The organism is Paenibacillus aurantius (genome assembly GCF_032268605.1).
Lineage (GTDB): Bacteria > Bacillota > Bacilli > Paenibacillales > NBRC-103111 > Paenibacillus_AO > Paenibacillus_AO aurantius.
Genome location: NZ_CP130318.1, coordinates 2,051,774 through 2,063,517, shown reverse-complemented (window position 1 = coordinate 2,063,517; position 11,744 = coordinate 2,051,774). Strand labels below are relative to the sequence as shown.

General features: G+C 56.4%; 7 protein-coding genes. 2 read left to right on the top strand and 5 right to left on the bottom strand.

Going from position 1 to position 11,744, the window contains the following annotated elements; genetic code table 11:
• Positions 1–393: 393 nt before the first annotated feature.
• Entirely contained in the window at positions 394–1,062 is a 669-nt protein-coding gene (gene fsa / locus MJA45_RS09465) for a fructose-6-phosphate aldolase (RefSeq protein ID WP_315607012.1), read from the bottom strand.
• Positions 1,063–1,088: 26 nt separating this feature from the next.
• Positions 1,089–3,083, bottom strand: coding sequence for a transketolase (gene tkt, locus MJA45_RS09460; RefSeq protein ID WP_407083117.1), 1,995 nt, complete (start codon positions 3,081–3,083; stop codon positions 1,089–1,091).
• Positions 3,084–3,191: 108 nt separating this feature from the next.
• Between tkt and MJA45_RS09455 the strand changes: the two genes are divergently transcribed.
• Complete coding sequence (locus tag MJA45_RS09455) at positions 3,192–4,070, top strand: LysR family transcriptional regulator (protein ID WP_315607011.1); 879 nt, start codon at positions 3,192–3,194, stop codon at positions 4,068–4,070.
• Positions 4,071–4,191: 121 nt separating this feature from the next.
• On the opposite strand, the gene MJA45_RS09450 is transcribed toward MJA45_RS09455, so the two are convergent.
• From MJA45_RS09450 to MJA45_RS09440, 3 genes are all read right to left on the bottom strand, one after another.
• On the bottom strand, positions 4,192–5,166 hold the full coding sequence (locus MJA45_RS09450) for a Gfo/Idh/MocA family protein (protein ID WP_315607010.1): 975 nt from the start codon (positions 5,164–5,166) through the stop codon (positions 4,192–4,194).
• 34 nt (positions 5,167–5,200) lie between these two features.
• Positions 5,201–5,911, bottom strand: a complete 711-nt coding sequence (locus MJA45_RS09445; RefSeq protein ID WP_315607009.1) for a PIG-L deacetylase family protein — start codon at positions 5,909–5,911, stop codon at positions 5,201–5,203.
• A 186-nt stretch (positions 5,912–6,097) separates the two neighbouring features.
• A complete protein-coding gene (locus tag MJA45_RS09440; protein ID WP_315607008.1) occupies positions 6,098–9,886 on the bottom strand; it encodes a carbohydrate binding domain-containing protein in 3,789 nt (1,262 codons plus the stop codon).
• A gap of 247 nt (positions 9,887–10,133) precedes the next feature.
• On the opposite strand from MJA45_RS09440, the gene MJA45_RS09435 reads away from it, so the two are divergent.
• Complete coding sequence (locus MJA45_RS09435; protein WP_315607007.1) at positions 10,134–11,537, top strand: extracellular solute-binding protein; 1,404 nt, start codon at positions 10,134–10,136, stop codon at positions 11,535–11,537.
• Positions 11,538–11,744: the final 207 nt, after the last annotated feature.

The window sequence follows — 11,744 nt, the reverse complement described above, 5'->3', positions numbered from 1 at the left end:
GCGATTCCTTTCCTGCTTCCCGTTGTAAGCCCTTCTCCATCATTATAGAACATGAATATGCTTATAAAGTGATAACAATCTTGTCCATATCCTAAATAATTGAATATTTTTGTCCTATCAACACGTCATTCCGAGGAATAAAAAAGAGGCCGATCCGGCCTCTTTATGGAGTCGGGTATTCCCTTCTACCATAGATACAAATCATTTCCTTTCAGCTTAAAGACCGCTTCCATGAAATAATAATCCCCATAAAAGTAGCAGCTAGCCCAAAACTAAAAAAGCCCCCGGCTGCAGGCCGGCACCGGTCCTTAACCGGTGCCCCTTGCAACTCGGGGGCTTGCTCTTATCAACCAATTAGCGGGAAACGCCGGGTTGGGTAAGCAGGCAATAAAACTAAGAAAGCTTCGTCTTCTTCCAATCGTCCGCAAACTTGGCCATCCCTTGATCGGTCAGGGGATGCTTGGCCATTTGTTCGATGACGGAGAACGGCATCGTGGCGATATGAGCGCCCGCCATCGCTACCCGGGTCACATGGTCCGGATGCCGGACCGAGGCGGCGATAATTTGGGAATCGAAGTTGTGAATGCGGAACAGCTCCGCGATTTTCGTAACCAGCAGAACCCCGTCCTCGGAGATGTCATCCAAGCGGCCGAGGAAAGGAGATACGTAAGTGGCTCCCGCCCGCGCGGCCAAGAGTGCTTGATTGACGGTAAAGACCAGCGTCACATTGGTTTTTACGCCTTTGCGGGTCAGGTAACGGCACGCCTCCAGCCCTTCGAGCGTCATCGGAAGCTTGATGGTGATGTTCTTGTCTCCGTTGTTAATCTTGATCAGTTCATTGGCCTGCGCGATCATGTCCTCTGCCGTAAGAGCATCCGGCGTGACTTCGGCCGAAACGGATTCCACCTCGGGCACCGCCTGCAGAATTTCGGCAATGCGGTCCTCGAATTTTACTCCCTCTTTGGCAACCAGTGACGGGTTGGTCGTAACCCCGGACAAAAGACCGACTTTATAGGCTTTCTTGATGTCCTCTACATTGGCCGTGTCAATAAACAGTTTCATCGTTGACAACCTCCTTGGAAAGTAAATTACTTCAGGATTTCTTTAGCCAAACGAACGGCGTTGCTTACTGAGAAACCGAACGATTCCATGACCGCTCCTCCTGGTCCGGAAGCGCCGAAGCTCTCGATCGACAGCACTTTACCTTCCGTACCCGCATAACGGTCCCAGCCGAGGGAAATCCCTGCTTCCATGACCAGGCGTTTGGTCACTGAAGCCGGCAGAACCTGCTCTTTGTAAGCGTCCGGTTGGCGGTCGAATTGCTCCCGGCAAGGCATGGCCACCACACGAACCGAAAGCTGCTGCTGCTCGAGCTCCGCCTTGGTGTTCAACGCAAGCGTTACTTCCGAACCGGTGGCGATCAGGATGAGGTCCGGCTCTCCGTTGGTTTCTTCGAGGATGTAGCCGCCTCGCGCCACCCCTTCGAGGTTCCCTTGGGTCGCTTCCAGGACAGGCAGGTTCTGCCGGCTCAGCACGAGGGCGACCGGACCCTCCGTTTGCTGCAGCGCATACGCCCAAGCGCTTGCCGTCTCGTTGGCATCGGACGGCCGGATAACCGTCAGTCCGGGGATGGTGCGCAGCGCGGCGAGGTGCTCCACCGGCTCATGCGTAGGCCCGTCTTCGCCAACGGCAATCGAATCGTGAGTAAACACGTAGACCACCGGCAGCTTTTGCAGGGCCGCGAGCCTAATGGAGGGGCGCAGGTAATCGCTGAACACGAAGAACGTGCTGACGAACGGCTTCACGCCTCCGTGCAGGGCCAAGCCGTTGCCGGCCGCTCCCATCGCATGCTCCCGGACGCCGAAGTAAACGTTGCGCCCTGAATATGATTCTACAGCAAACTTCTGTTCTCCGCGAATATCCGTCATCGTCGAATGGGACAGATCGGCGCTGCCGCCGAAGAGCGAAGGAACGATGCCTACCAGATGATTGATGGTCTCGCCGCTCGCGACCCGGGTGGATAGCGCCTTCGACGAATCGAAGGTAAGGATGTCGCCCGCCTCCAGAGAGACCTTGCCGTCCATCGCCCGCTCGAGCTCCTGGCCGAGCTCGGGATGCTTCGCCCGGTAGGAGCGGACCAGCTCGTTCCACTCTTCTTCCTTGGCCTGCCCCTTCTGCCGGAGCTCGGCATAGTGAGCCTTCACTTCCTCCGGAACGGAAAACTCTTCCTCATACATCCAGCCGTACGCTTCCTTCGTCGCCTTGGCTTCTTCCTTCCCGAGCGGGTTGCCGTGGACTTTGTTCGTCCCCGCCGCCTTGCTGCCGTACCCGATGATGGTGCGGATTTCGATCAGGGTCGGCTGCTCCGTATTTTGCTTGGCGGCCTGGATCGCCTCGGTGATGCTAGACAGGTCGTTGCCGTCCTCCACCCGCAAATATTCCCATTCGGCGGACTCCACTCTCTTCTTCATCTGTTCTCCGAACGAGAGGGAAAGCGGCCCGTCAAGCGAAATGTCGTTCGAATCATACAGCACGATCAGCTTGCCCAGCTTCATGTGCCCGGCCATGGACATCGCCTCATAGGAGATGCCTTCCATCAAGCAGCCGTCGCCCACCAGCGCATACGTATAATGGTCGACGACCGGGAAAGCGTCGCGATTGAATTTGGAGGCGAGATGCGCCTCCGCCATCGCCATTCCGACGGCATTGGCCAATCCCTGCCCGAGTGGTCCCGTCGTAGCCTCCACTCCATCCGTATGGCCGAATTCGGGATGCCCCGGCGTCCGGCTGTTCAGCTGGCGGAATTGTTTCAGGTCCTCGATCGTCACCTGATAGCCGAATAGATGCAGAAGGCTGTACAACAGCGCCGAGCCGTGTCCGGCGGACAGCACAAAGCGGTCGCGGTTAAACCATTTAGAATGATTCGGGTTGTGGTTCATGACATTAGCCCACAGCGCATAAGCCATCGGGGCCGCTCCCATCGGCAGCCCGGGATGTCCCGAATTGGCGCTGTTGACCGCATCGATCGACAAGGTCCGGATCGTATCGACGGCTAACTGCTCCACTGTTTTGGTTATAAGCATAGTTCTAGTCCTCCCCAAGCTCTGGTATCCTGTATCTGATTCCACTATAATACGGATATACTCCATACGAGTAATGAATAGATTCCATAGGAGCCATAGACACCATCTATGACCATTAACTACGAACTGTACAAAGTGTTTTACTGGGCAGCCAAAACCAACAGCCTGACCCAGGCGGCCAAAATGCTTCACCTGACCCAGCCGAGCGTCAGCCACTCCATCAAACAGCTGGAAGACCGGTTCGGCCTCACGTTGTTTTACCGCAGCTCCAAAGGCGTTACGCTTACGTCCGAGGGAGCCGTCCTGTTCTCGTATATCGAGCAGTCCCAAACCTTGCTCACGCTGGCGGAGGAAAAGATGGCCGCCCTCAAAAATCTGGACAGCGGAGAGCTGAGAATCGGCGGCAGCGATTCGTTGTTCAAGCATTACCTGCAGCCGTATCTCGAAGAGTTTCACCGTCATCATCCCGGAATCCGCCTCCACCTGAAGCACGGAACGACACCGGAGATCATTGCCTTCCTGAAGGAAGGCTCCATCGACATGGGCGTCGTTCGTTTGCCCATTGTGGATCCCCAGCTTAAGGTAAGGGAGAACATCCAGCTGCAGGACGGCTTCGTAGCCGGCACCCGTTATGCCGAGCTGAAGGGAAAAAGGCTGTCCCTGGACCAGCTCCTGCAGTACCCGATCATCCTGTTCTCCCGCAACAGCCGGGCCCGGACAGGCATAACGGAATTGTTCCAAAGCTACGGCTATGCCATCAAGCCCGAGATTGAAGTCGGGAGCGTGGAGCTGCTAATTGAGTTCGCCCGCAACGGACTCGGCATTTCCTACATCACCCGCGAATTCGTAGCCAAGGAGCTGGAGGAAGGGTCGCTGTTCGAAATTGAGCTCGACGTGGACATCCCTCCTTCTCAGGTCGGGATCCTGACCATGCGCCATGTGCCCCTCTCTACTTGCGCCAGTCAATTTATTGAAACGATGGAATAACCGGCCGGGTCTATTCCCTGTAATGAAATAAAGCGTCAGACCCATCATGCAAAAAGGCGATCGTTCCGGTTCTTCTCCGGTTAGCGATCGCCTGCTTATTCGTTATTCTCTTCCTGCCGTACTAGGTGAGCTCCACGACCCGCCGTTCCAAGCCCGACCGGTTCGCCGCTAATGTGAATTCGAGTGTTTTCAGCCCGTCTTCATAGTCGCAGAGAATGAGTTCCCGGGACCCGGAGGATACGGCCTGAAGGAAGGCCCGCGCCTGTTCCAGGAAGGCGTTCTTCTCGGAGGTCCAGGTCTGCTCCCCACCCGCATCCTTGATCAGCAAGGTTCTTCCGTTTCCGCTTAATTCCAGGAAGAAGTCGCTTCCGTACACCCGCACCTCGTTGCCTGGATGGATAGTCGACATGCAGGATTCGGTGAGGCTGCCTACCGCTCCCGACTGCATAGTAAAGGACAGCGAGCCCGAATCGTAGATGGTTGCGTCCGGGTCCAACTGATGGATGGCCGTTTGGCCGAAGGACGCAAAAACCTCCTTGAACTCTCCGCCCACATATCGCAGCAGGTCCACCTGATGCGTGGCCGCATCCACCAGATTCCCGCCCGACAGGTCCAGCTGCTTCCACCATTTGGATGGATGACTTCCTCCGAGACGACTCGCTTGTACCAGGTGATACGGCTTGTTCTGCAGATAGTCCTTGGCCATCTGTACCGTATCGTAATAGCGCAGGACATAGCCGACCGCATGGAGGACGCCGCTCTCCCGGATTACCTCTGCTTTGCGGCGGACCAGCTCCAAATCAACGCCAAGCGGCTTTTCCACGAAGAAGGGGATTCCCCGCCGGGCTGCCGTCACCTCCAGCTCCTCCCGCGCAAAAGGCGGCACGCACACATAGACGGCGTCCACCCGGCTTTTGTCCAATACTTCATCGGGACTTCCGGCTGCTCTTGCCCCAAGCCCGGCAGCCGTTTGCTCCGCGGCTTCCCGGTTCACGTCGTATACCAGCACAATCTGAGCTTCGGGAATTTCTTTCAGCTGCAGCATATGATGCTGGGCAATTCCGCCCACTCCAATAAAACCTATTCGCAAAGTCATCGATTCAGCTCCTGTTCAAGGGGGATGCTTCCGTTTAGGGAAGAAGTCTGCCGGCCGTCAGACGAGGCCACGCCTTCGCTTGTACGAACCCCTCGGCGAATCCTGCACCGCACTGCAGGCCTCGGAATTTGGAAACGGTCCGCACGAAATCCAGAAAATCGATGCCGTCATGCTCGTAGAGCCAGCGGATCTGACTTTCATGCGCGGCATTCATGGCGATCTTGGTTTCGATATGATCGGTAATGTCGACGTACTCCTCCGGCAGGAAGCCGACACCGGCCAAGGTGTCCATATAGAAGATAGGCGCGACCTTCGGATGAGCCGGAGCCGGCACCGAAGCCTCATAATAGGGAACGGTGGCGGAGAAGCTCGCATCGAAAACCGCTTTGGACACCTCCATGTGATCTTTCATGTAGTCCTCGGGAGGGTGGGTAATGATAAGGTCAGGCTCCGTTTGGCGGATCACGTTAACCAGCCGCCGGACCCATTCGTCGTTGTCGGATCGGACGGCAAGATCGGGGACATCGAGGCTGATGACCGTCGCTCCGATTAAGGCGCCTGCGTTCCGGGCTTCCTGCGCGCGGATCCGCTTCAATTCCTCGGATGGAATGACCTTGTGCCCCTTGTTGCCGTTCGCCACATGAACCATGGTGACGGCGTGGCCCTGCGCCGCATATTTCGATAACGTTCCCCCGCAGCCGATCTCCAGATCATCCGGATGGCAGCCGACGGCCAGTATGTTCATAGACTAGCTCCTCTCCATGGGATTACCCTAAGTTTACCATATATAAGCGGCCGATTACCTAAGAAATAAGCGGTCTGTTTCAGCGGGGACAGCGCTAAACAAGAACAACCTTGGTCCACAATCAAGGACCAAGGTTGGTTGGCTTGTTCTTATCTTAGCTCAGTTTTCCAGGATAACGGATGCCTGTTACTTCTCGCCGCCAGGAAGAACCGTAACCCCGAAGGCCGACGTCACGGTCAGGCCATCCTCGTCCCGCACCGTCAAGGTGATGGTGGTCTCTCCCGACTGCCCCTTCACAGGCTTCAGCTTGACGAATCGCTTCTCGCCGTTCCAGGACAGCTCGATTTGATCGTCCGGCACGAGAGCCGGGTTGCTGGAATGAGCCGTGACGACCAGCTTACCGGCCGGCGTACGGGTATCGGCTGCATTAAACACAAGCTGGCCTGTGCTGGCATTCGCATGGATCGTCCGATCCGGCAGGGTCGTGATCGTCGGGGCGACGGCCGGCTTTACCGTCACATTGAAGGAAGCGGTGGATTGGTAAGTCCCGTTCGTCACCGTCAGCTCGACCGACGTGCTGCCTGTTTGATCCGGCGCCGGCTTCAAACGGAGAACACGGCTGGAGCCCGTTCCGGTTATTTCGAGATTGGCCTGCGGAAGAAGAGCTTCGTCCTTCGTAACGGCCGTTACTTGTAACTGGCCCGCCTCCACATCGTTATCGCTTACCGTGAACGGAACCTCCACGGCAGCCGAGCTTTCCGGAACCGTCACGTCCCCGATTGGGCTGATAACCGGATAATAGCTGGCCTCATCGCGGGTAACGCGAAGGGTAAACGACTTCGATGAGGTGAGGACGCCATCGCTTACCGTTAAGGTAATCGTAGTTTCCCCTGTCTTACCGGCCGCGTGTACAATCGTTACCGTCCGGCTCGCTCCCGTTCCGTCCAAGCGGATGCCGGTATCGGGAACGAGCGTCGGGTTGCTGCTCGAAGCCGTCACGGCAAGCGCTCCGGCTTCGGTTTGCTGATCGCTCACGGTAAAAGGCAGGGCGTGCGGGGCGGCATGCCAATCCCACACTTGATCCTCCGGCCCGCCCAGGACAGGGGCCGTATTCTCGCCTACCGTCACGGTAAGGGCTTCCGACGCCGCCTGTTGGCCTTCAAAGCTTACCCGGGCCGTCAGGTTCGCCGTTCCCGGAGCTACGGCGGTAACCGTATTTCCGTTCACGCTCAGAATGTCCGGGTGATCGGATTCATACGTGATCACGGCTTTGCTGAAATCCCGGTCGGACTGATTGGCCATGCTGAGCTCGGTGGAAACGGTGGCAGATTCACCCGAGAGCAGACGAGGCTTTGCCAGAACAGGCTGGGAAGCCTTCAGCGCGATCGGCAGCTTGTACAGCTTCGTACCTTCCGTATAATACATATCCCCGTTGTCGGCCAGCGTCATGTTGTTAATCGTTTTGCCCGGCAGAACGGCTTTGGCTTCCAGGGTCTTCGGATCGATCGCATACACCTTGCGTCCGACTGTGGTGTACATAATACCATCCTTGGACCAGCGGATATAATAAGGCCGGAATTTGCTCGTGCTGTAAGGCGATTGGGTAATCTTCTTCGCTTTGACCACCTTGTAGGTAACCGGATCAATGGCAAAAACCGAGGCGTCATAGCCGGCGGTCGTGCTGACAAAAGCATCCTGAACCCCCCAGATCAGTCCGTCGGGACCGAGGGACAGGTCCCCAATAATCTTGACTTCTCCGGTAACGCCCGGAACCTTCGGAGTAAACGAATGCTCCACCGCCCCCGTCGAAGGGTTGAACACGAATACCTTTCCTTCCGTCGTGGGAGGGGTAGGGCTTACCGAGCCCAAATAGCCGTACACGGTCGTGCTGCCGAACAGCTTCCCGCTTGGCTCATAATACTGAAGGCCGATAATGGTTTGGTTCGGGATCAGGTTCGGATACGTCTTGTAGGTGACCCCGGTTACGGTGCCGCCGGCATCCTTCTGCTCCTCCAGAATCGTCAGCGCCCCTTCGAAGCCGCTTGCCGGGAACGTTCCGGTGAACAGCTTGCCGCCTCCGCTCTTGATGATATAAGGACGGTTCTGGTTATCCGCGATGTCGAGGGCAAGGCCCGGATTGCTCCAGCCGAATTCGTTATAGTTCAGCGGCTTGGACATATCGAGGCGGTACATTTTCGCACCCGGATAGGCTCCGAAATAGGCCGCATCCCCATAGAATCCGACTCCTTCGGATTGGTGGAACGCGGGTACGTTGTAAATCAGCTTATCCGTTGAGGTATCCATCACGCTCATGCCGCGTTGGAATCCGCTCATGTACAAGTGGCCCTTGTTGTACTCCAGGACATTGACGCTGGTCCCGATGGCCGCGAGCTCATCGAAGATCGTCTCGTATTCGCCGCTTTCCGGCTCATAGACGAAGGTTTCTCCGAACGCCGCCATGCTGTACAGCGCCCATTTGCCGGCAAACCGGCCGCTGTCCGCCTTCACCCATTGGGATACTTTAAACGCGGTATCCGGCAGGGGCTCCTGGATGCTTTCGACCTTGGCCACCGTGTTGGTGGACATGTTGTAAGAATATAGTTCATCGTTCAGCTTGTAATAGATCGTATCCGGATGGTCCGGATTCGGCGCAGAGATCTTAGCTTGGAAGGGAACCGATTGGATCAATTCAAGCGTATCTTCTTTCACGACATGGAATTTGTCACCGCCGTAAATAAACAGCAAGCCATTGTAGCTTTCCACCTCGCCGAGCTTCTTGTCTTTCTCGCCTGTTACGCCCGGAATGGTCAAATCTTCTTTAGCCAAGGTCTTTCGGTCATAACGAACCAAGCCGCTGTGACTGCCGGTGCCTACATACAGGTACTTCTCTGTCACCCCAAGGCCGATGGCATAAGCTTCGCCTTCCTTGGCGATTCCCAGATTCCGGAACTGCCCGGTGGCGATGTCGTATTCAAACACCCTTCCGTTATCGGTCGTATGGAAGGTGCCTCCGTAAATTTTGCCGTCCGGGCTGGCTTTCACATCGTACATCGTCGTGGTGCCCGTCGGGTTGGTTCCCAGGTTCTCAATCTTCTGCGTAGCGACCACATAACGGTACAGCTTGCCCGTCGAAGCAAAATAGATGTTCCCGTCCGATCCGCGGTCCATTCCCCAGATCGTGTCCGTGGCGCCCTCTACCCGCTGCGAGAATTTCTGCTTGCCCGTCAGCAGGTCCACCACGGTGAAGCCGGCCGGCGAACCGGTGGTCGTTATGTACTGCTCGTCTTTCCCATCGGCACCAACTCCGATCACCGCACGCTGGGAAATGCCGATCTGAACCGGCTCACCGAGATCAATACTTGTATCCGAATAAGGAAGGGTAAGCGAACTCGGTGCCGTCTTCTCCTCCAGCTTCACATCATCCAGGAAGGCGACCGTCCCCGTTCCCGAAGCCCCATAATAAAAGGAGACTTGGGCATATTCCGCTCCCGGAGGAGCTACTAACTCCTGCTCCACCTTAGTCCAGGAGCCCACCGTGTTGGCCAAATAATTGAACCCCTCGATCATGGTATTGCTGCCCTTGGTTTTAAAGTGCACATAAAGGCGCACGCTCTTCGCTTGAACATAAGCTTGGGTTTGAAACCGGTAGGTTTTGCCTTCCGTCACCGGAAGCATCGAGCTGAACACTTGAAGAGACGCTTTGGAGTCGTTATCGATCATTCGCAGGCTTTGGGCTCCGGAATAACTCCGTTCCTTCGAAACCTCCGCCTTCAAATTGTCGTTGAAGGTGCTTCCCGCCGGGGTAGTGGTCCAGCCCTGGATGCTGCCGTCTCCCGGAACGGCCGCTTCAAAATCCCCATTGGCGACAGGGACCGGCACATAGCCGGGATCCGAAGCCGCCTGGGCCTTTGGAGTAAAAGCAGGGAAAACCAGAGCGGCGCTGAGCGCAATCGCCAGCAGACGATTTCCGTTCAAATGAATTCCTCCTCTTGTTTTATCGCCTAGAACTTCGAAAAATGATAAATAAGCTTATCATCCATCAAGGACTTGGGCATATAATGGTATATTTATAGCCTACATCGCTTTGTATACGCTGTCAATGAGAAGGAATTGTCTCCTTTTCATGGCACCACAGATTTTTATCGCCTACGTCGTCTTTTTCTGCAACCCCATTTTTGTGATATAATGCTAGTAAATTTTATTAAGGAATCGAGGAATAACCATGCCGCGTCCCAACCGAAGCGAATATATGGCCCGGACCCAGCAGTTAATCGCCTACATAAGAGAAGAGATCCGGAGCGGCTCACGCAAAGAGGGGGATTATCTTCCTTCGGAGGTGGAACTGGGCGGGATTTTTTCCTTGAGCAAGGAATCGGTCCGCAAGGCGCTGGATGTACTGGTGGAGGAAGGGCTGATCGTCAAAATCCGGCGGGTGGGCAACAAAGTCCGGCTGTCGGCCCCATCGACCGGAAGTCCGGAGGCTGAATGTCTTCCTACCTCCACCGGTCCGGAGGAAGGCATGGTCCTGCGGCTCGCTTGCTACCCTCCCCTGATCAGGGAAGGAAGGCTGCAGCATGCCGTGTCCGAATACGAAAGGCAGCACCCGGGCACGACAATCGAGCTGCTCCCCGCCCCTTTCCCTCTCGATTACGCCGGTCTTGGACTGGCGGATGTCGTAACCGTAACGGGGTGGGATGCCCTTAAACAGAAAGAGAAGGATGCCTCGCTCTCGCTTTTGTCGGAAGCCCCGGAAACCGAATATGCCCATCCCCTTCTCGCCAAGCCCTACCTGGAGGAAGGCGGAGGTTTGAAAGCGGCCCCTTTTGTCTTTTCCCCCGTGGTGCTGTGCTACAACCGGAAGCATTTCGAGCAGTGCCGGATGGAAGCCCCGCATGCGGGCTGGACCTGGTATACGCTTCTCAAAACCGCCCGAACCCTTCACCGGAAGCTGGAAGTGCGCGGCTTCGCCGCTCATATTCAGTCCGTCAACCGCTGGCCGGTGTTTCTTCTGCAGAACAGCTTCCGCTTTCAGCACGGGGAAGGCCAGCGGGCAGCCGAAGATCCGGCCTTCTGGGACAGCCTGCGCATTTCCCGTGACTTGATTCACCAGCAGGGCGGGCCGGTTCTCTGGACGGAAAGCGATGAGGATGTGGAGCGCTGGTTTAAGGAAGGGAAAGCGGCCATGATCCTGACGACCTATTTCGGCTTGAACCGGTTTCTCGATACGGAGCTGGATTACGGCGTGGCTCCCCTTCCCGCTCTCCGTTCGGACGACACCCTTCTTCTGACGACAGGCTTGGCCGTCAACCGGCTGACGCCCCACCAGGAGGAAGCGCGGAAGCTGGTCCGCTACCTTTGCTCGGCGGAGGTCCAGGCCGATGTCCGTCGCCACACGCTTACCTTGCCTGCCCATCGGGAAGCGTTGAGCCTGAAGAACGGGTTAGCGGGAAACCGCCCTCAAGGGGAATCCGTCTATCGGGAGCTGTGGGACCGCTGCCGGCTGTATTCGGACTTGAATCTCAGCACCGGTGTTCTGGAGGCTGTCCGGGAGGAATTGAAGGCCTATTGGTCCCGGCTTGAGGATGAAGCCGAAGCCAGCGAACGGCTGGAAGCGCTGCTGAGCTAGTGCCTTACCCGGCAACTTTGTTGGCGTAACGGAACGGATAAGGCACGAGCAACTAAAACGGCCACAGGAGATCCTGACAGGATCTCCTGTGGCCGTTTTGGCATGCCGGGCGCCGCTTAAACGAAGGGACGACGCGGCCCTTTTCACCTATCGACATTTTCGATGAAATAAGCTAAAATCATGCTAGGTTTCATATTTGTGAAACTT